This is a genomic window from Nocardia sp. NPDC004068, from assembly GCF_042874315.1.
GTDB lineage: Bacteria > Actinomycetota > Actinomycetes > Mycobacteriales > Mycobacteriaceae > Nocardia.
Window position 1 is genome coordinate 273,306 of sequence record NZ_JBIAMW010000003.1, and the last position, 20,037, is coordinate 293,342.

General features: G+C 70.1%; 17 protein-coding genes. 8 read left to right on the forward strand and 9 right to left on the reverse strand.

Annotated features, from left to right (window positions below; all coding sequences use genetic code 11):
* Positions 1-129 precede the first annotated feature (129 nt).
* The 8 genes from ACFYTQ_RS08845 to ACFYTQ_RS08880 all read left to right on the forward strand — a co-directional run bounded on the left by ACFYTQ_RS08845 (position 130) and on the right by ACFYTQ_RS08880 (position 12,816).
* The gene (locus tag ACFYTQ_RS08845) at positions 130-687 is read left to right on the forward strand and encodes an NUDIX hydrolase (protein WP_387358437.1); all 558 of its coding nucleotides are present in this window, start codon (positions 130-132) and stop codon (positions 685-687) included.
* Positions 684-3,254 (forward strand): DUF6049 family protein, encoded by a 2,571-nt coding sequence (locus ACFYTQ_RS08850; protein WP_387358439.1) that lies wholly within the window; start codon positions 684-686, stop codon positions 3,252-3,254. The genes ACFYTQ_RS08845 and ACFYTQ_RS08850 overlap by 4 nt, the downstream gene beginning before the upstream one ends.
* Before the next feature lie 1,153 nt (positions 3,255-4,407).
* Complete coding sequence (gene murJ, locus ACFYTQ_RS08855; RefSeq protein ID WP_387359181.1) at positions 4,408-8,340, forward strand: murein biosynthesis integral membrane protein MurJ; 3,933 nt, start codon at positions 4,408-4,410, stop codon at positions 8,338-8,340.
* A 164-nt stretch (positions 8,341-8,504) separates the two neighbouring features.
* Entirely contained in the window at positions 8,505-9,077 is a 573-nt protein-coding gene (gene sigM / locus ACFYTQ_RS08860) for an RNA polymerase sigma factor SigM (protein ID WP_387358441.1), read from the forward strand.
* A 141-nt stretch (positions 9,078-9,218) separates the two neighbouring features.
* Entirely contained in the window at positions 9,219-9,989 is a 771-nt protein-coding gene (locus ACFYTQ_RS08865) for a hypothetical protein (RefSeq protein WP_387358443.1), read from the forward strand.
* A gap of 99 nt (positions 9,990-10,088) precedes the next feature.
* Positions 10,089-11,075: a thioredoxin-disulfide reductase gene (gene trxB / locus ACFYTQ_RS08870; RefSeq protein ID WP_387358445.1), complete on the forward strand. Its 987-nt coding sequence runs from the start codon at positions 10,089-10,091 to the stop codon at positions 11,073-11,075.
* Between the two features lie 46 nt (positions 11,076-11,121).
* Entirely contained in the window at positions 11,122-11,448 is a 327-nt protein-coding gene (trxA, locus tag ACFYTQ_RS08875) for a thioredoxin (RefSeq protein ID WP_387358447.1), read from the forward strand.
* A 174-nt stretch (positions 11,449-11,622) separates the two neighbouring features.
* The gene (locus ACFYTQ_RS08880) at positions 11,623-12,816 is read left to right on the forward strand and encodes an N-acetylmuramoyl-L-alanine amidase (RefSeq protein WP_387358449.1); all 1,194 of its coding nucleotides are present in this window, start codon (positions 11,623-11,625) and stop codon (positions 12,814-12,816) included.
* Positions 12,817-13,034: 218 nt separating this feature from the next.
* On the opposite strand, the gene ACFYTQ_RS08885 is transcribed toward ACFYTQ_RS08880, so the two are convergent.
* The 9 genes from ACFYTQ_RS08885 to rpmH form a co-directional block, all read right to left on the reverse strand.
* Positions 13,035-13,772 (reverse strand): GNAT family N-acetyltransferase, encoded by a 738-nt coding sequence (locus tag ACFYTQ_RS08885; protein WP_387358451.1) that lies wholly within the window; start codon positions 13,770-13,772, stop codon positions 13,035-13,037.
* 184 nt (positions 13,773-13,956) lie between these two features.
* Complete coding sequence (locus tag ACFYTQ_RS08890) at positions 13,957-14,964, reverse strand: ParB/RepB/Spo0J family partition protein (RefSeq protein WP_387358453.1); 1,008 nt, start codon at positions 14,962-14,964, stop codon at positions 13,957-13,959.
* Between the two features lie 4 nt (positions 14,965-14,968).
* Positions 14,969-15,931, reverse strand: a complete 963-nt coding sequence (locus ACFYTQ_RS08895; protein WP_387358456.1) for a ParA family protein — start codon at positions 15,929-15,931, stop codon at positions 14,969-14,971.
* A 441-nt stretch (positions 15,932-16,372) separates the two neighbouring features.
* Positions 16,373-17,122: a 16S rRNA (guanine(527)-N(7))-methyltransferase RsmG gene (gene rsmG / locus ACFYTQ_RS08900; protein ID WP_387358458.1), complete on the reverse strand. Its 750-nt coding sequence runs from the start codon at positions 17,120-17,122 to the stop codon at positions 16,373-16,375.
* 82 nt (positions 17,123-17,204) lie between these two features.
* Positions 17,205-17,759, reverse strand: a complete 555-nt coding sequence (locus ACFYTQ_RS08905; RefSeq protein ID WP_387358460.1) for a protein jag — start codon at positions 17,757-17,759, stop codon at positions 17,205-17,207.
* Positions 17,760-17,791: 32 nt separating this feature from the next.
* Positions 17,792-18,910: a membrane protein insertase YidC gene (gene yidC / locus ACFYTQ_RS08910; RefSeq protein ID WP_387358462.1), complete on the reverse strand. Its 1,119-nt coding sequence runs from the start codon at positions 18,908-18,910 to the stop codon at positions 17,792-17,794.
* Between the two features lie 4 nt (positions 18,911-18,914).
* On the reverse strand, positions 18,915-19,253 hold the full coding sequence (gene yidD, locus ACFYTQ_RS08915) for a membrane protein insertion efficiency factor YidD (RefSeq protein WP_387358464.1): 339 nt from the start codon (positions 19,251-19,253) through the stop codon (positions 18,915-18,917).
* Positions 19,250-19,651: a ribonuclease P protein component gene (gene rnpA / locus ACFYTQ_RS08920; RefSeq protein ID WP_387358466.1), complete on the reverse strand. Its 402-nt coding sequence runs from the start codon at positions 19,649-19,651 to the stop codon at positions 19,250-19,252. Before rnpA ends, yidD begins: the two co-directional genes overlap by 4 nt.
* A gap of 83 nt (positions 19,652-19,734) precedes the next feature.
* Positions 19,735-19,878: a 50S ribosomal protein L34 gene (gene rpmH, locus ACFYTQ_RS08925; RefSeq protein ID WP_081706069.1), complete on the reverse strand. Its 144-nt coding sequence runs from the start codon at positions 19,876-19,878 to the stop codon at positions 19,735-19,737.
* Positions 19,879-20,037: the final 159 nt, after the last annotated feature.

Here is a 20,037-nt window from a genome sequence, read left to right on the forward strand (position 1 = left end):
CGTTCTCGGACTCGGACTTCGGCGAAACCACGGAGAGGCAGCTTAGTTGGTGGGCCGGTGCACCCCCGGCGCGCCGTTGGGGAGTCGGCGCGTAAGCGACGCGGGAGCGGCAAGACATACACTTGCGCAGTGTCTCCGGCCGATCGCGCGAACAGTCGACGCCGCCAGCCCCGGCGCCGTGGTTCGGCCGGGAGTTCCGCGGACAACGCCAAGAACAAGAGCAAACCGCGCATGCGCACCGTGCGCGAGACGTCCGCGGGCGGCCTGGTGGTCGACGGCCTGGACGGTCCGCGCGAGGCGCGCTGCGCCGCGCTCATCGGGCGCACCGATCGGCGCGGCCGGTTGCTGTGGTCGTTGCCGAAGGGACATATCGAGGACGGCGAGACGGCCGAGCAGACGGCCGTCCGCGAGGTCGCCGAGGAGACCGGGATCCACGGCACGGTCGTGGCCGAACTCGGCAGCATCGACTACTGGTTCGTGACCGATGGGCGCCGGGTGCACAAGACCGTGCACCACTATCTGATGCGTTCGCTGGGCGGGGAGCTCTCCGACGCGGACGTGGAGGTCACCAAGGTGGCCTGGGTGCCGCTGAGCGAACTCGATTCGCGCTTGGCCTATGCCGACGAACGGCGCCTCGCGGAGGTCGCGAACCGCCTGATCGACCGGATGGAGAACGGCAGACAATGACGCATGCGGGGCGCCGTCCGCGCCGCTGGGCGCCGATGTTCGTCGCGTTGGCGCTGGCTGTGCTGTGCGGTGCGGCCGGACCGACGTCGGCCGGGTCTGCGGCCGCGCAGCCGCCGGGCGCCAGCGGCGCCACCGAACCCAAGTTCCTGAAGCTGACCCTGGATTCGGTGAGCCCGAACACGGTGACCACCACCAGCGACGCGGTGCTGACCGTCGCGGGAACCGTCACCAATATCGGGGACCGGCCGGTGGACGACGTGAGCGTGCGGATCCAGCGCGCCGGGGCGGTGTCGGCGGGCAGCGGGCTGCGCTCGGCGCTGCGGCTGGATCAGGTCAACTACGACGTGGTGGGCCCGTTCCAGGACATCGCCGATCGGCTCACGCCCGGACAGCGCAAGCAGTTCACGCTGCGGGTCGGGCTGCGGGCGGAGGCGCCGGAGACGAGCGGCGGGTCGCCGGTGACCTCCGCGTTGGACATCACCGAGCCGGGGGTCTATCCGTTGCTGCTCAATGTCAACGGGGAGCCGACCTACGGCGGTCAGGCGCGGTTGGACGACGCGCGGTTCCTGCTGCCGGTGCTCGGGCTGCCCGCGCAGTCCGGCGGCGACGCGAAAACCGATGCGGCGCCGCCCGTTCCGGCCCCGACCGACGCGCCGGTGGCGATCACCACGATCTGGCCGCTGGCCGATCGGCCCCGGCTCGTCGCCGGGGTGACCGGACCGCTGCCGGGCAACGCGCTGCTGACCGACGACGAACTGGCCGGGGAGCTGGCCCCGGGCGGTCGGCTCGATCAACTGCTCGCGGCGCCGGAGGCGGTGCTGCATCCGGAGACCGGCCGGGATCCGGCACGGACCGGACCGGGTCTGGCCGGATCGCTGTGCCTGGCCGTCGATCCCGATCTGCTGCTCACGGTGTCGGCGATGACCGAGGGCTATCGGGTGCTGGCCAGTCCGTCCGATCCGTACGGGGCGACCCGGGACGGGGCCGGGGCTCACGCGGCCAAGGCGTGGCTGGATCGGTTGCGCGCGTTGGCATCCGGGATGTGCACGGTCGCGCTGCCGTTCGCGCAGGTCGATCTGACGGCGCTGGCGACGGTCCGGGATCCGGATCTGACCAATCGGGCGGTGACCGCGCCCGCCGACATCGTGGATTCGCTGTTGTCGGTCAAATCGGTACGCGGTGTGGCGCTGCCGGATTCGGGGACCATCGATCCCGACGCGGGCACGATGCTGGCCGGGCACGGCTATCACACGGCCGTGCTGGCCGACTCCGCGGTGAGCACCACCGCCGACGCCCGCAGCACCGCGACCGGGATCGCCCGCGCGGACGGGGGGACCGTGCGCAACACGGCCACGGTGGCGAGCGAGAACGACGGCGGCACACCGGAAATGGTGCGGATGCCCGCGCTCACCCCGCCCTCGACGACCACCACCCCGCCGCCCGCGGAGGCCGGGCTGAAGGCGGCCACCTTCGACATCTGGTCGGCGACGGCGCTGGCCGCGGTCGGATCGAATCCGCCGACGCCCGCGTTCACGCCCGAACGGGTGCGCTACGAGGTGGCCAACGACTCCCGCGCGGCCCGGTTGCAGGACGCGCTCGGCGCGGTGTCGTGGGCGGCGTTGAATCCGCAGGCGAGTCCGCGCGCGCTGCTGCTGGTGCCGCCGCAGAAGTGGGGCGCGAACCGCGACGAGGCGAGTGCGCTGCTGAGTCAGCTCGAACTGCTGGTGCGCAACGGGTTGGCGACGCCGCGGTCGTTCACGGATCTGCTCGCGGCGCAACCGGATCCGCGACCGTTCGAGGCGAACTACCTGTCCAGCGCGGCCGAGGTGGGTGTGCCGGACCACTTCGCGGAGCCGATTCGCACGCAGGACAAGCGGATCGGTGATCTGATGACGGCGCTGGTCGACGTGCCGCAGCAGGAGCCGACGCCGCGGTCGTATCTCACGCCGCTGCGCGACGATCTGCTGCGGGTGCTGACGCTGTCCGATCGCACCAATCCGGGTTCGCAGGCGGAGGCGGTCGCGCAGCGGCGGCTGGAGCAGACCACGCGGACCCTCGACACGCTGTTCGGCAAGGTGACGGTGCTGCCGCCGGGCGGGGTGTACACGCTGGCGTCGGAAAAGAGCCCGCTGCTATTGGTCGCGCGCAACGATCTGCCGGTGGCGATCCGGATCCGGTTCCGGATCGACGTGCCGAGCGAGACGAACATCACCGATATCGGCGAACAGATCCTGCCCGCCGAGGGGACCCGGTCGTTCCAGATCCCGACCGAGGTCACCGACAGCCGCAACCTGGTCATTCCGATCTCCCTTACCACGGCCGACGGCGTCGCCCTCGGCAACGCCACCTCGGTCTCGGTGCGGTCCAACGCCTACGGTCAGGCGTTGGCGATAATTACCGCATGTGCCGGAGCGCTGCTGCTCCTGCTCGCCGGTCGCCGACTCTGGCGTCGCTTCCGGGGGCAGCCGGATCCGGCCGACGAGGGGTTGGACCCCGGGACGCGCCGCAGGGTCAATCGCTACCTGCGGGCGCGGCTACGGGTCCTGCAGCGACAGGAGGAACCATGAGCGGCGATCACGGCCCGCGCGCGGCCGCGGCGACGGTCCCGGCGATCCTCCCGGTGGATCCGAGGCGGGGGGCACGATGACCGATCACGAACCCCGCCCCGGCGGTCCCGACGACGACCGGCCCACCCCGCGCCGCGCCCCCGCCGCGCCCTGGGAGCGCGGCCCCGGCCGTCCCGACCGCCCGGACGACGAGGCCGCGCCGCCGCCCCGGGTGCCCCTCAACGGCCCGCTGCCCCAGGTTTCCCCCGGCCCGCGCCCACCGGCCCCCCCGCTGCGCCGCCTCCCCGGCGGCGCCACCGAACCCTGGCCCGGCGACGCCATTCCCCAGGTCCTCCCGCCGACCCCCAAGACGCCGCCCCGCCGCCTGCCCCCCGAGCCCACCGCGCGGGGCCCGCTCGACGGCCCGCCGCCCGACGGCCCGGGGCAGCCCCCGGGCAGCCCCCGACGCCCGGCCGATAGCGGCACCCTGCGCCTCCCCCCGGACGGCGGCACCCTGCGCCTGCCTCCCGAGGAGTCGACCCCGCCGGGCAGCGCGCCCACCCCCTCCGACCAGCCCGGTACCTTCCGCCCCAGGCCCGAGCAGGCGTTCGGCGAGAACCCGAACCGAAGGCCCGCCCCCGGACGGCCCGTGAACGGCGGCGAGGGCGGGCGACCGGGCCACACCCCGCCGAACGACCTCCCGCGCCGAATCCCCCCGGCCGCGCCGAACCCCGCACCCCCTGTGGGCCAGGGGCCGCCGAACGACCTCCCGCGGCACCTGCCCACGGCCGGGCCGCCCGGCGCGGCACCCCGGCGGCCACTGCCCGACGGCCGCCCCCTGCCCGGCGCGGTGCCCCGGGGGGCCGAACGTCCCGTACCGCCCGATGACGCGCCCAGGCGGCCGCTGCCCGATGTCGAGATACCGGGCGCTGCCCGGCGCGGGCACCGGAACGAGACGTCACCCGACGAGCTGGGGTGGCAGCCGTCCATTCACGGACCCCGGCCGGGACCGCCGAACGGGATGCCCGAGGACGAACAGCCGCCCGTTCGAGGGCCGCGCGGTCGGATCGCACCGCCGAGTGGGCCGATGCGCCAGGTGCCTCCGGGCGGTGTGCCCGAGGACGGCCCCGGTCGTCGGCAGCCGCCGCGTGGCGCTCCCGCCGGACGCAGGCCGATGCCGCCGCCCGGATACCCGGCCGGGCCGCCGAGCGGACCGGAACAGCGCGTTCCGGTGCGGCGACCCCGACCCGAGGTGCGGCCGTTGACGCGGCCCCCGGACCGGGCACCCGACCGACCCGCGCGGACCGCGCAGCAGGTGGCGGTCCGGCCCGAGGAGCCCCCGCAGTCGGCGAACTCGCGCCTGCTGAGCGCGTCGGGATCGATCGCCATCGCGACCCTGATGAGCCGGGTGACGGGCTTCGGGAAACAGCTGCTGCTGCTGACCGTGCTGGGCCCGGCGATCGCGAGCGCGTTCACCGTCGCCAGCCAGATCCCGACCATGGTCGAACAGCTGGTCCTCGGCGCGGTGCTGACCGCCTTCGTCGTCCCGACCCTGGTCCGGGCGGAGAAGGAGGACCCCGACGGGGGCCGGGCCTTCGTCCGGCGACTGGTCACCATGGCCTTCGCGATCCTGGCGGCGGCCGCGCTGCTGTGTACCGCGGCCGCGCCGCTGATGACCCGCTATCTCTTCCTGTCCGACGGCGGCAAGGTGAGCACCGGACTCGCGACCGCGCTGGCCTTCCTGCTGGTCCCGGCGATCCTGTTCTACGGCATGTCGTCGCTGCTGATGGCGATCCTGAACACGCACGAGATCTTCAAACCGGGCGCGTGGGCGCCCGTGCTGAACAACCTCGTGGTGCTCGCCGTCCTCGGCCTGTACGCGCTGACCCCGGGGGAGATCTCCCTCGATCCGGTCCGGATGGGCCAGCCGAAACTGCTCATCCTCGGCCTCGGCGTGACGCTGGGCGTGCTCGTGCAGGTCCTCAGCCTGCTCCCGGCCATCCGCCGCGCGGGTATCGACCTGCGCCCGCTGTGGGGCGTCGACGAGCGGCTCAAGCAGTTCGGCGGCATGGGCGCGGCGGTCATCCTCTACGTCGCGATCAGCCAGGCGGGCTTCGTCTTCGGCACCCGGGTCTCCTCGCACGCGGACGTCGCGGGCCCGGCGATCTACCAGAACGCCTGGCTGCTGCTGCAATTGCCGTACGGCGTGCTCGGCGTGACGCTGCTGACCGCGATCATGCCCCGGCTCAGCCGCAACGCCGCCGCCGACGACACGCCCGCGGTGGTCGACGATCTCTCCGTCGCCACCCGGCTCACCATGATCGCGTTCGTCCCGGTGGTCACCTTCCTGACCGTCGCCGGACCGCAGATCGGCACGGCCCTGTACGGGTACGGCAACTTCGGCCACGGCGACGCCGGACGGCTCGGCGAGGCGATCAGCTGGTCGGCCTTCACCCTGATCCCGTACGCGCTGGTGCTGATCCACCTGCGCGTGTTCTACGCCCGCGAACAGGCGTGGACGCCGACCTGGATCATCCTCGGCATCACCGCGGTCAAGATCGTGCTCTCGGCGCTGGCCCCCGTGCTGGTCTCCGACGACCACGTGGTGATCGCGCTGGGCGTGGCCAACGGCCTCGGCTTCGTGGCGGGCGCGATCATCGGCGGCTGGCTGCTGCACCGCAGCCTCGGCGATCTGCGGATGGCCAATGTCGGCCGCACGGTGACGCGCGTGGTGCTGGCCTCGGTCGCGGGCGCGGCGGTCACGCTGATCGTCGAGCAGGTCCTCGGGCTGTCCCGGCTGCACAGCAGCGTGGGTTCGATCTTCCGCGTGGGCGTCGACGCGATCGTGCTGTTCGGCGTCGCGTTCGGCCTGATGCGCCTGGCGGGCATCCCGGAGGTCGTGGCCCTGACCGTCTCGATCTCGCGGCGGCTCGGAATCACCCCGCCCGCACCGGATCTCGGCCTGGACGACGAGCACGGTGTCGACGCCGAGGCCACGATGGTGCTGCCGCGGCCCGAGCTCGACACCCCCTACTACTACCGGTACGACCCGTACATGGACGCACAGACCATGGTCCTACCGGTCATCCGACCCGGTACGGTTGACCGCCCCGGTACGGGCGAGTTCCCGTACCCTGTTCGGCAGAGAAATGCAAATACCGGTGTCGGCTCTCGCGAGGATGTCCAGACTGGTAGGAGCGCGGAGACGACCTTCGGCCGGACCGGTGACGAACCGGGTGCCGTGCCGCCGAATCGGACTTCGATGAACCAGGGCGAAGGAGGAACTCAGGTGAGCGACGACGCGGCGGGGGGCGTCCCGGCCGCCGACGCTGCCGGCCAGGCAGCGGGTTCAGTCCGCACCGACGACGTCCCGCCCGAACAGGCGCAACCGGCCGATGGGGCCGAGCGCGATCCGGGGGACGACGGCGATCAGCAGGCGGAGCGGGCCGATTCGGCCGCGCCCGCCGGACCGGACCGACCGGCGCGCGATCAGACCTACGACACCGGCATGCTGCCGGTCGCGTCGCCGGAGATGCCGCCGATGCGGGTCGAACCGCCGATCAAGCGAACCCCGCGCGGCCCCAAGCTGATTCCGGGCGCGTCGGTGGCGGGCGGGCGGTATCGGCTGCTGGCCGGGCACGGCGGCGCCCGCGGGCTGAAGTTCTGGCAGGCGCTGGACGTGAAACTCGACCGTGAGGTCGCCCTGACCTTCGTCGACGCCGATCAGAAGGCCACCGACAACGCGGGACACGATGGGCCGCAAGCGATCCTGTCGCGCACCCTGCGCCTGGGCCGGATCAACTCGCCCGGTCTGGCACGCGTGCTCGACGTCGTGCGCGGCAGTTCCGGCGGCATCGTGGTGGCCGAGTGGACTCCGGGCCGTTCGCTGCGCGAGATGGCCGAGACCGTGCCGTCCCCGATCGGCGCGGCGCGCGCGATCCGGGCCCTGGCCGCGGCGGCCGAATTGGCCCATCGCGGCGGCGGTTCGCTGTCGATCGACCACCCCGACCGGATCCGGATCAGCGCCTCCGGCGACGCGGTGCTCGCCTTCCCGGGCACCCTGTCCGATTCGGACGCGCAATCGGATGTGCGCGGCCTCGGCGCGATGCTGTACGCGCTGATCACCGCGCAGTGGCCGATCCGGGCGGGCGGCGTGACCGGTTCCGCGGCCACGGTCGGCGGGCTGCGTCCGGCCGATTTCGGTCCGGACGGCTCCCCGGTCGAGCCGCGGCAGATCCGTCCGGAGGTCCCGTTCGAGATCTCCGCGGTCGCGGTGCGCTCGCTCGAGTCCGACAAGGGCGTCCGCACCGCCGCGACCGTGCAGCACGTGCTGGAACAGGCGTCGGTCGTCGATCAGAAGACCGATTTCATCCCGGTGCTGCGGCTCGGCCAGCGGGCCCAGTCCGCGCCGGACGAGACCCTCGCCGATCCGGAACTGCTCGCGGCGGAACGCGAACGCTCGCAACGCATGATGTGGATGCTGGTCGGTCTCGGGGTGCTCGCCGCCCTGGTCGTGGGCGTCATCATCTGGTGGCTGTTGAGCATCTTCGCGCCCGACAACGCCACCGCGCCGCTGGACGAACAGCGCAAACTCGGCCTCACCACGGCCAACGTGGCGCCGCAGAACCCGGTGGCCGGTCCCTCGGCCGCCGCGCCCGTGCCGGGCGGCACGCCGATCCCGGTCACCGCGGTCTCGGTGTTCTCCCCCGAGGGGACCCCCGACGGCCCGAGCGCGATCAACGCGGTCAAGGACGGCGATCCGGCCACGGTCTGGCGCACCGACCAGTACTTCCAGCAGTTCCCCGCGCTCAAGAAGGGCGTGGGGATCATGTCGACCCTGGGCAGCCCCAGCAAGCTGACCAAGGTCACGATCACCTCACCGACCCCCGGCACGGTGGTCGAGGTCCGCACCTCGCCCACCGCCGCGCCCACCTTGGACCAGACCCAGCTCGTCGGCCAGGCCACCCTGGGCGACGGCAACACCGATATCGCCGTGCGGGCCGATCAACCGGCCCGCTACGTCCTGGTCTGGATCACCGCCCTGGCCAACAACGGCGGCCAGTTCCAGACCTCGATCGGCGAGATCCACTTCGAAGCCGCGCCCTGATCATTCTGGTTGCTCCCGCTTCGACCCGGCCGATATGATGCTCAGCGCGCTCTCAGCATGGGGAGCTTCCTGGGATCTGGTGCTTCGGTCCTGGATGACGCGAAAGAAGTGGCGAGGTTCCGGCGTGCCCGGGTCGCCGCCGTGAGCGCTGATCCTAGGGGTATGTGTTGTCGTTTGATGCGGACGAGCTCAGCGATCGCCGACTGCTCGACGCGCACGTCGCCGGTGACCGGCACGCCTTCGCCGTCTTGTTCCGCCGCCACTACGACCATCTCTGGCAGCTCGCGCTGCGCACCTCCTACACCCCCGAGGATGCCGCGGATTCGCTCCAGGACGCGTTGCTGTCCGCGCACCGCAATGCCGCGAACTTCCGGGGCGAGGCCGAGGTGCGTAGCTGGCTGCACCGGATCGTGGTGAACGCGTGCCTGGACCGCATCCGCCGCAACAAGTCCCGGCCCAGCGTGTCGCTGTCGGAGGAGAGCGTGGCCGAACCGGCCGTCGAGCGCGACGACATCGCGAATCGCGAGGTGACGCTGGTCGTCGACGCCGCCCTGTTCAGTCTGCCCGCGGATCAGCGCGCGGCGTTGGTGGCCATCGACATGGAGGGGTATACGGTAGCGGAGGCGGCGCGGTTGCTGGGCGTCGCCGAGGGGACGATCAAGAGCCGATGTGCCCGAGGCCGCAAACGTTTGCAGCAGGAACTGGGATTCCTGCGATCCCCTGGGAACCGGATGTAATCGAGATGCGTCATTACTAGAGACGGACGAAAACGAGCGTCGAGGCCCGATCCCGGAGAGGCGATGGACGACAACGGCGAAGCCACCGCACGGCGGCGCCGGCCCGGGACGCGGGGTGGCGAACAGGACTCAGGAGGCGCGATGGCAGCCCGCTCGGTGCCGCGCCCGCCCTTCGCCACGGATCTGCTGGCCGACCTGCACGCCGACAACCTCCCGCCCGACCTCGCCGAACAGCTCTGGCCCGCCGTCCGCGAGGATCCCGACGCCCAGAGCTTCCTGCGCGACCTCGACGAGGTGAGCTGCGGCCTGCGCATGCTCGCCGACGAACCGCGGATCCTGCACCCCATGCCCGCCCACGTCGGGGCCCGCCTGGACCGGCTGCTCGACGACCTGTCCGGCGACGACGGCCGGTGCGAGAGCGCCCCGCCGACCCGCCCGATGCCGGTGGCCGACTCCGACCCCACCGACGAACCCGTCTCCCTCGACCGGTACCGGTCCCGTCGACTGCGCTGGCTCACCGCGGCGGCCGCGGCGGTCGCCGTGATCGCCGGATCCGTGGTCGCCGTCACCGCCCTGCGCGGCGGCGACGAGGCCCCGCCGAAAGCCTTGCCGGACAAGCCGACTCCCACGCTCGGCATCGCGGACGACCCGTCCACCGGCACGATGCTGAGCGCGATGGGCCGCAACGACGTGACCGGACCGCTGGCCGCACCCGGCGCGCTCACCGGCTGCGCCGCCGCCATCCTGCCCGGCCGCCAGGTGCTCGGCTCGATGGATGTGATCTTCGCCAACCGCCCCGCGGTCCTCATCCTGCTCACCGGCTCGCGCCCGCCGCAGATCACCGCGCTGGTGGTCGGAACCGACTGCACCGCAAACGATCCCCGACCCCTCCACCAACAGGACATCGGCTAGCCGCGCGCCCCGGGAAACCGAGCCGTGAGCCGTGGGAACAACAGCGTTTACCCTGTTGTTGACCGACTTGCCAGTTGACGAACTTCTCGGAAGGGCCCCATGAGCACGCCTGTACGCGATCTGATCATCGTCGGCTCCGGCCCCGCGGGCTATACCGCCGCCGTGTACGCCGCCCGGGCCGAACTCGAGCCGTTGCTGTTCGAGGGCACCCAGTTCGGTGGCGCGCTGATGACGACGACCGAGGTGGAGAACTTCCCCGGCTTCCGCGACGGCATCATGGGCCCGGACCTCATGGAGGAGATGCGCGAGCAGGCCAAGCGTTTCGGCGCCGACATCCGCACCGAGGACGTCGAGGCCATCGACCTGTCCGGTCCGATCAAGTCGGTCACCGTCGGCGGCGAGATCCACCGGGCCTACGCGATCATTCTCGCGATGGGTTCGGCCGCACGCTATCTCAACGTTCCCGGCGAGCAGCGCCTGCTCGGCCGCGGCGTCAGCGCGTGCGCCACCTGCGACGGCTTCTTCTTCAAGGGGCAGGACATCGTGGTCGTCGGCGGCGGCGATTCGGCGATGGAGGAGGCGACCTTCCTCACCAAGTTCGCGTCGTCGGTCACCATCGTGCACCGCCGCGAGGAGTTCCGCGCCTCGCGCATCATGCTCGAGCGCGCCAAGGCCAACGAGAAGATCCGCTTCCGGCTCAACGCCGAGGTCGTCGAGGTGCACGGCGAGAACGCCGTCACCGCACTGACTTTGCGCGACACCCGCACCGGCGAGACCTCGGAGCTGGCCGCGACCGGTCTGTTCGTCGCGATCGGCCACGACCCGCGCAGCGAATTGGTGCGCGGCCAGGTCGATCTCGACGACGAGGGCTATGTGCTGGTCAAGGATCCGACGACCGCGACCTCGGTCGACGGCGTCTTCGCCGCGGGCGATCTGGTCGACCACACCTACCGCCAGGCCATCACCGCCGCGGGCACCGGGTGCCGCTCGGCCATCGACGCCGAGCACTGGCTCGCCGCGAAGGGCGACATCACCAGCAACACCCTCGACCACGCCGGCGAGCCGGTGGAAGTCTCCGCCAACTGATTCACCCGCACCCGTTGCGGTGCAACGCCTTTCGAGGAGCACAACCATGTCCGACGCCACCAAGACCGTCACCGACGCCACCTTCGCCCAGGACGTATTGGCCAGCGACAAGCCGGTTCTCGTCGACTTCTGGGCCGATTGGTGCGGACCCTGCAAGATGGTCGCCCCGGTGTTGGAGGAGATCGCCGCCGCGCACGCCGACAAGCTCACCGTCGCCAAGCTCGACGCCGACGCCAACCCGACCACCTCGCGCGACTACGGCGTGCTCGCCCTGCCCACGATGATCCTGTTCTCGGGCGGCAAGGAGGCCAAGCGGATCGTCGGCGCCAAGGGCAAGGCCGCGCTGCTGCGCGAACTCGAGGGCATCATCTGACCGTTCCCCGCCGGGCACCGAGTAGTATTTCGGCGCCGAGTACGATCCTGGGGACTCGGAATTGCCGAAATCCGGTCCGGGTCTGAGACAATCGACCGACGCACCGGTCGTGCGAGGGTGTGAGCCGTCGCATGAGTGGGTACCCGGTTTGGCGGAAGGAAAGGGCTCTCACGCATGCACCGACTTCGTCACGGCGATACCGGTCCAGCCGTCGCTGAGGTTCGGAGCACCCTGGCAAGTCTCGGATTCCTGCTCGCGCGCCCGCACGCGGCCGAATCGGCCGACGGGCAGTACTGGAAGGATTCCGAGGCCGTCTTCGATCACGATCTCGACTCCGCGGTGCGCGCGTTCCAGCAGCACCGCGGCCTGCTCGTGGACGGCGTGGTCGGACCGGCCACCTATCGCGCGCTCAAGGAGGCGTCCTATCGGCTGGGCGCCCGCACCCTGATCTATCAGCTGTCGGCACCGCTGTACGGCGACGATGTCGCGAGTCTGCAACGGCGCCTCCAGGATCTGGGGTACTACGTCCATCGCGTGGACGGCTACTTCGGGCCGCACACCCACGACGCGCTCACCGCGTTCCAGCGCGAGATCGGCCTGTCCGCCGACGGCATCTGCGGTCCGGACACGCTGCGCTCGCTGGAACAGCTGGGCGCGCGGGTCACCGGCGGCAATCCGCACCGGATCGCGGAGGAGGAGGTCGTGCACCGGGCGGGCCCGCAGCTCACCGGTAAGCGCATCGTGATCGATCCGGGTCTGGGCGGTCCGGACAAGGGTTTCGCCGTGCCCACCGAGTTCGGCGATATGTACGAGTCGGAGATCCTCTGGGATCTGGCCAGTCGGCTCGAGGGCCGGATGGCCGCCACCGGGATGGAGACCTTCCTGTCCCGGCCGTGGGGCGCCAATCCGACCGACGCCGAACGCGCCGAGACCTCCAACACCTTCGACGCCGATCTGATGATCTCGCTGCGCTGCGCGACCAATCCGAGCTCGCTGGCCAGCGGCGTCGCCAGCTTCCACTTCGGCAACTCGCATGGGTCGGTCTCCATGATCGGCCAGGTGCTCGCGGGCTTCATCCAGCGCGAGATCGTGGCCCGAACCTCGTTGCAGGACTGCCGGACCCACTCCCGGACGTGGGACCTGTTGCGGCTGACCAAGATGCCGACCGTTCAGGTCGACATCGGTTATCTCACCAACGATTACGACGCCTCGGTGCTCACCAACCCGCGCATGCGCGACGTCATCGCCGAGGCCATCCTCATCTCGGTCAAGCGGCTCTATCTCCTGGGCCAGGACGATCAGCCCACCGGCACCTACACCTTCGCCGAACTGCTCGCCGAGGAGTTGGCCGCCGCCGATCGAATCTGAGCGCGCGACAGCATCATTCGCCGATCCGGCCGGTCCCCAGCGGACCGGCCGTTTTCGTTGTGGGCAGCGCCCTGACCTGCCCGTTCTCCTGCCCGCCCGGCCCCTGCCCAGGCCCGCCGCTGCCCGTCCTGCCCGGCGCCCTGCCCCGTGCCCGGGGCAATCCCGGGCACGTCGAGCGCAGCCTCAGCGCGTCCTGCCCATCGACTGCCCGGATCGGCTCAGAACGATCCCACCCGGGTGGGCGCGGTCATGGACGCCGCCGCGAGCAGCTGATCGAGGGCGCGCTCGACGTCCTCCTTCCAGAGGTGATCGCTGTCGAGTTCCAGGCGCAGGCGCGGGAAACGGTGATGCGAGGCCACCACTTTGAAGCCGACGTCCTCGAGGAAGTCGGCGTCGATCATGCAGGTCTCGGGGGAGCAGGAGTCGGTGTGCCGGCGCGGGGCCGACGGGACGCCGAACGCCGGGGTATCGATGCGCTCGAGGAACATCATCGAACTCACCGCGCGGGTGGGCAGCATGGTCGTCGACGGATCCTTGCGCAGCCCGAACGCCTCGATGGCCCGCACGCCGCGGCGCACCAGATCGGCCACCACGGCCTGAATCAGCCGATTGCCCACATCGGTGTCCTGGTACGGGGATTCGGTGCGGAGCGTGGTCAGTAGGACCGCGTCCGGGCTCACCGGCGAGGTGGGGAAGAGGGTCGCGCGAGGCACGGCGCTCGGGGGAGCGTACAGCGCGCAGCCGACCGGCTGGTCGTAGGCCAGCGCGATCTGGCCGCACGAACCCCACTCGAGCATGACCGTGGACAGCCATGCCTCCTTCTCGAAGACGGGATCGCTGAAGGCGCGCGAATCCTCCGCCACGGCCGGATCGATCTCCCAGAAAACACACCGGCGGGCGTGGGCGGGGAGTTTGTCCAACCCGCCGAGGGTAAGTGCGGTCACGCTGGTCGACACTGCTCTGCTCAGCCTCCAGCTGTCCGATTCATCCACGCTCACGCCGCATCAACATCTGCTCGCCAGCAAGAATAAGCGATCAACGCGAACCGCCTCATTTCCCATCTGCTGTTCTTCAGGATCGCGACAGGGGGCATCGTCACAGTGACGTTTCGCCCCCAGGTCGGTGGTCAGGTCCGAAACGCTACCGGTTCGGGTCCATCAGGGTGACGATGCGTTCCAGATCGGCGATATCACCGAACTCGATGACGATCTTGCCCTTCTTCTGCCCCGCGCTGATCGCCACGCGGGTGTCGAACGAGTTGGCCAGCCGTTCGGCCAGCCGGTCGATGCCGGGGGCCTGAATGGGCTTGCGCTTGGCGGGCTTCGGCTTGTCGCCGTCCCCGTCCTCGGGATACTTGTTGGCCAGCAGCACGGCCTCCTCGGTGCTGCGCACCGAAAGCCCCTCGGCCACAATCCGTTCGGCGAGCTTGATCTGCGCCTCCGCACCGGCCTCCAGGCCGAGCAGGGCGCGCGCGTGGCCCGCGGACAGCACGCCGCTGGCGACCCGCCCCTGCAACTCGACCGGAAGTTTCAGCAGCCGAATCATATTGGTGATGAAGGGCCGCGACCGCCCGATCCGCGTCGCGAGCTCCTCGTGGGTGACGTCGAACTCCTCCAGCAGCTGCTGATACGCCGCCCCCTCTTCGAGGGGATTCAGCTGCACCCGGTGGATGTTCTCCAGCAGGGCGTCGCGCAGCATCGCCCCGTCCTCGGTCTCCCGGACGATGGCCGGAATGGTTTCCAACCCGGCCTTCTGGCAGGCGCGCCACCGCCGCTCGCCCATGACGAGCTGATAGCGGGGAGTGGGGGAGGACTCGAGTTGGCGAACCACGATCGGCTGCATGAGGCCGAATTCGCGGATGGAGTGGACCAATTCGTCGAGCGCCTCGGGGTCGAAATGACTGCGCGGCTGCTTGGGATTGGGTTCGATCTGATCGGCCGGAACCTCCCGGTACACCGCACCGGCATCCGATTCCGCACTCGGATCGGGCACCCGATGCAGATACGCCTCGGCCGGATGCGGACCGATCGGATCGAGGCCGATCACCGCGTTCGCCGCGGCGCTGCCGAGACCCTGTACCTCGGCCGGTCCGGTCGGAATCAGCGCCGCCAGACCGCGCCCTAGTCCACCCTTCTTCGCCTGACTCATAGACTCACCGGCCCCTTTCCTCGTTCACACCACTCGCCGCACGCACGGGTACGGATCGGGCCGCGATCTCCCGACCCGCGTCCAGGTAACTCATCGCACCGCGCGAACCCGGATCGTAGTCGAGCACGGTCATTCCGTAACCCGGCGCCTCGGACACCTTCACACTGCGCGGGATCACCGAGCGCAGCACCACATCGCCGAAGTGCGCGCGCACCTCGTCGGCGACCTGATCGGCCAGCTTGGTCCGTCCGTCGTACATGGTGAGGACGACCGTCGACACATGCAGTTCCGGATTCAGATGTGCCTGCACCAGACCGATATTGCGGAGCAGCTGACCCACGCCCTCCAGCGCGTAGTACTCGCACTGGATCGGGATCAGCACCTCCTTGGCTGCCACCAACGCGTTCACGGTGAGCAGGCCGAGCGAGGGCGGGCAGTCGATCATGACGTAGTCGATGTCGTAGCCCGCGATATTGGCTTCCTGAATGGCCGCCTTGAGGCGACCCTCGCGGGCCACCATCGACACCAATTCGATTTCGGCGCCGGCCAAGTCGATGGTCGCCGGGATGCACAGCAGCCGCTCGTTGTGCGGACTCCGCTGGATCGCGTCCTGGACCGAGATCTCGCCGATGAGGAGTTCGTAACTGGAGGGCACGCCCGAGTGATGTTCGACGCCGAGCGCCGTGCTGGCATTGCCCTGCGGGTCGAGATCGATGACGAGCACGGTCATGCCCTGAAGGGCGAGCGCGGCCGCGAGATTGACCGCGGTCGTGGTCTTTCCGACGCCGCCCTTCTGATTGGCGATCGTGATGATGCGCTGCTCGTGCGGCTTGGGGACGGACATGGAGCCGGGGTGCAACACCTGACTCGCGCGCTGGGCTTCGGCGGCGATCGGCGTCTCGGCGGGGGAGATATTTCCGAAGGGCGTGCGGGCCAGTTCATCCAATTCGACGCTCCCGTCCAGCATTCCGGGCACCCGCGACGTTGTTTCCCGTGAAACATTCGCCGGACCTTTAGACATACAGGCTCCTAACCCCGAGAACTTCAGACACGCGCTCAGACAGCCTCAGCGCCGCATGAGCTCGAACAAGCAGAGCGCGGGTGCAATCTGACGAGCCTGTCGGACACCGCGAATCTGCGCTCACGCTCGACGACAACAAGCTTGCCAGTACCGGACACAATACGGAAGTTGAACCGCGGCAATCCTTCTACGACACGCGCAGAATCACCACGAATCGCCGTTCGCGCGGCGCTGTTTCATGTGAAACAGGGCAAGGGGAGGACGCGCGCGGAAGGTCACGTGACGGTTCGGGCACCGGGGGAGGGGAGGGGCGGTCTTCGTTTCCCGTGAAACATGCCGGGCGGCAACCACACTCCCGCCCGATGTTTCACGGGAAACAACGACCGCTCACGACTTGCGCCCGCGTCGAGTCGCCTTGCGCCCCGGCCGCTCCGACCTCGGCAGCCGCTCGACGCTCAGCACAACGGTCGCCGGAGACACGATCCCCGCACCGCACTCCAGCACCTGCGCGTTCCCGCCGCCCGCCCGCGCGATATCGGCCTGATCCCGCTCCAATTCCTCGGCGGCACTGGACCCCTTGAGTGCGAGCATCCGCCCGTGGTCGTGGACGAGCGGGAGCGACCATTTGGCGAGTTTGCCGAGCGGCGCGACCGCCCGGGAGGTGACCACATCCGCGCCGCCCGCCTCCTTACGCACATCCGGCTGTTCGGCGCGCCCGCGCACGACCGTAACCTCGAGACCGGCCGCCTCGATGAACTCCGCCAGAAAAATGGTGCGGCGCAACAGCGGTTCGACGAGGGTGATCCGGAGATCGGGTCGCGCGATGGCGAGCGGGATGCCCGGCAGCCCGGCGCCGCTGCCGATATCGACGACGGCGGCGCCGGGCGGAATCAGCTCGCCCACCACCGCGCAGTTCAGAATGTGGCGCTCCCACAGGCGCGGGATCTCGCGCGGACCGATCAGCCCGCGTTCGACCCCGGCGGTGGCGAGGACGGCGTGATAGCGCTCCGCCAACGGGAGTCGCTCCCCGAAGACCCGCGTCGCGACGGGCGGCGGCTCGACCGCGGCGACCGCGTCGGACGGTTCGGGGGAGTGGTCTGGGTTCGTCGCACCGGGGTCTCGTTCCACGTGAAACATCCTTCCGGACTCGCTGCCAGGGACAAACGTAGGGCCCCCGGTTCGCCGAACCGGGGGCCCTACAGCCGAATTCGCCCGAGCGTCAGGCGGGGAGCACGACCACGTGCCGATTGGGCTCGACGCCCTCGCTCTCGCTGACGACGCCCTCGACGGCCGCCACCGCGTCGTGCACGATCTTGCGCTCGAACGGGGTCATGGGCGACAACGCCTCGCGCTGACCCGATTCCAGCACGCGCCGGGCGGTCTCGGTGCCGAGCGTGCTCAGCTCCGAACGGCGATTGGCCCGCCAGCCCGCGACATCGAGCATGAGGCGACTGCGCACCCCGGTCGCCTGCTGCACGGCGAGCCGGGTCAGTTCCTGCAACGCGTCCAGGACCTCGCCGCGCCGGCCGACCAACTTCGACAGATCGCGACCGCCGTCGATGCTGACCACCGCGCGATCGCCCTCGACATCGAGGTCGATATCGCCGTCGAAGTCGAGCACGTCGAGCAGCTGCTCGAGGTAGTCACCGGCGATCTCGCCCTCCTCGATGAGCGCCTCTTCGCTGTCGCTCACGTCGTCGTCGGTGGTCTCCGGCTCGGTGTCCGCAATCGTCGTCGCCACGGTGGCGTCCCCTCCGTCGGTCTCAACAGTCATTGTCGTTTCCTCAATCCGCATCGTCGCCTCGTCTAACGACGCTTCTTCTGATTGGCGCGGCCTCGGTTCCCCGATCGTTTCCGGTTGCCCTGCGCGTTCGATTTACCGGAGGACGCGCCCGCCTTGCCCGCGGGCTTGGCCGTTCCGTTCTGACCGGTTCCGTTCGGCGACGGTTCGGCGGGCGTCTCGTCGACGGGCGCCGCCTCGACGGCCTGCTGCTTCTTCTTCGGATCGACCGGCTTCGCACCGGGTTTCGGGGCGTTGGCGGCGCGGCGCTGGAGGGCCTCCTGCTTCTTCGCCTCTTCCTCCTTCTCGATCCGGCCGAACACCAGATGCTGCTGCCCGTAGGTCCAGATGTTGTTCGACACCCAGTAGAGGAGGATCGCGATCGGCAGGAACGGGCCGCCGACGATGACGCCGAGCGGGAAGACCCACAGGGCCATCTTGTTCATGATCGCGGCCTGCGGGTTGGCGGCCGCCTCGGCGCTCTGCCGCGCGACCGACGCGCGCGCGTTGAAGTGGGTGGCCAGACCGGCGATGATCATCAGCGGAATCGATACCGCGGCGATGCTGGCGACGTGCGGGATGCCGCCGTAGTCGGCGAACGCCTTCAGCTGTTCCCCGGGCGTGGTGATGGCCGCCGAGATGGGCGCCCCGAAGATGCGGGCCCGCAGGAACGACTGCACGTCGTCGGCGTTGAAGACGTAGTTGGGAGTGTTGGCGTTCTGCGCCGCGGTCATGCCGCCGCTGTGGCCGAAACCGCCGAGTCCGCCGCTGCCGACCCGGTTGAACGAGCGCAGCACGTGATACAGACCGATGAAGACCGGCACCTGCGCCAGCACGGGCAGACAGCCCATGAGCGGATTGAAGCCGTGTTCCTTCTGCAGCTTCTGCATCTCGAGCGCCATCTTCTGGCGATCGTTGCTGTACTTCTTCTGCAGGGCCTTGATCTGCGGCTGCAATTCCTGCATCTGCCGCGTGGTGCGGACCTGCCGCACGAACGGCTTGTACAGCACCAACCGCAGCGTGAAGACCAGGAACACCACGGCCAGCGCCCAGGCGAGACCATTGTCCTTGCCCAGCGCGAACCCGAACACCCGGTGCCAGAACCACAGGATCCAGGACACCGGATAGTAGATGAAATCGAGCACGGCTCTATGTACTCCCGTCCGTCGTATCGCCGGTCACCGCGGGCGGCGACCCTTTCCAAGGCTTGTGTGCGGCCGCGTGCCCGCGTCCGTGCCCGTCCGTTCGCTTCGGGGGAACGGGGTCCCACCCACCAGGGTGCCAGGGAGCGCATTTGGCCAGGCGCACGACCGTCAGCCCGAGGCCGACGAACAGGCCCCCGGTGCGCAGCGCGGTGACCGCGTACTCGCTACAGGTGGGGGTGAATCGGCACACCGGCATGCGCGTGGGGGAGACGTAGGTCCGGTAGAGCTCGATGAGGAAGATCAGCGCGCGGGCGGGCAGCCGGGTCAGCGTGCGCGGATTCATGAGGTCCCGCCGGACTCCGGTGCGGCCGAAACCGGCTCGGCCACAGCGACATTCGGGACCAGCTTGCGCAACGCGCCACGCAGCTGCCGCTCCAGATCGGCGGCGGGGGCGTGCGCCGCACCGGGAAGCGCGCGAATCACGACGTCCGCCTCCTCGGGTAACTCATCGATGAGTGGGCCGCACATATGACGCAGGCGGCGGGCGACCCGGTGACGAATCACCGCGTTGCCCACCGCCTTGCTGACGATCAATCCGAACCGCGGTCCGCCGAACCGGACGGGCACGTCGCTCGCGAGCAGTACGTGCACGACAAGGTCACGCCTCCCGAGTCGCCGGCCGTGCCGCACCGTCCGGGAGAAATCGGAACGATGATGCAGCCGATACGGCTCAGGCAACACCCGAGTGTCCGAGCGCGTAACGGGAGCGTGGTAGCGGACCGTACGGCGAATCGGTCATGACGCCGAACCCGGTGCCGACGGGATCAGGCCGTGAGCGCGGCGCGACCCTTGCGACGGCGCGCCGAGACGATCGCGCGGCCCGCACGGGTGCGCATCCGGAGACGGAACCCGTGCACCCGCGCCCGACGACGGTTGTTCGGCTGGAACGTCCGCTTGCCCTTGGCCACGGTCGACACTCCTCGAGTTGGTGAGCGCCCGGCGGCGCTCGAAGCTTGTGGTGTAACTGGCGCGCGAGGAACGAACTCGCCCGCGCAACCCCCATCGCGGACGGGCAGCAGGCAGCCGCCACCGCATCAATGGGTGACTGTACGAGGGTACTTATCGGC